This is a genomic window from Cloacibacillus sp. An23 (assembly GCF_002159945.1).
Taxonomy (GTDB): Bacteria; Synergistota; Synergistia; order Synergistales; family Synergistaceae; genus Caccocola.
This window is the reverse complement of record NZ_NFJQ01000031.1, coordinates 1-502: the sequence shown is the minus strand read 5'-3', so window position 1 is coordinate 502 and position 502 is coordinate 1. Positions and strand designations below refer to the sequence as shown.

Here is a 502-nt window from a genome sequence, read left to right as displayed (position 1 = left end):
CCGGCATGACGAGAACGATAACCTCTGCCTAAAGTTAAATGATATATTTCCGCAACGGCTCAGCACAATATACGCAGGATATATTCGCATGACTGAAATATAATGTTGCCGCTCATAAAGTTAAGCAAGTATAACTGATGACACGCACAGTGTACGTATCAAGTGAGTGACTACTAACGACATCTCCACAGCAGGAGGATCAAACATTGACCAGACAAAAAACATTCTCATGGATAAAAATTCTGATAATGGCAGTTTTCATCACTGCTATCTGCGCGACTGCCTACGCCGCGGCGCTAGACTCCATTTTGCTCAGGTGGCGCAAAACGGCTCGTTATCAAGACGGTACAAGTACATTGACCGTAGCAGTAACATACTACTCTGCCGAGCTCGTTGAGGCCGAAATCCAAGCCGAAGCGGAGAAGAATCTATGGACGCAAGACGAGCTTGAGAGATACAAATACAAGTATCTACAAGTGCTTAACCTAAGCGAGATGATTCC

The 502-nt window shown here is 44.8% G+C and carries 1 pseudogene; it reads left to right on the top strand.

What is annotated here, in order from left to right:
- Window positions 1-206: 206 nt before the first annotated feature.
- A pseudogene (locus B5F39_RS13945) lies at window positions 207-502 on the top strand (hypothetical protein); the annotation flags it as partial.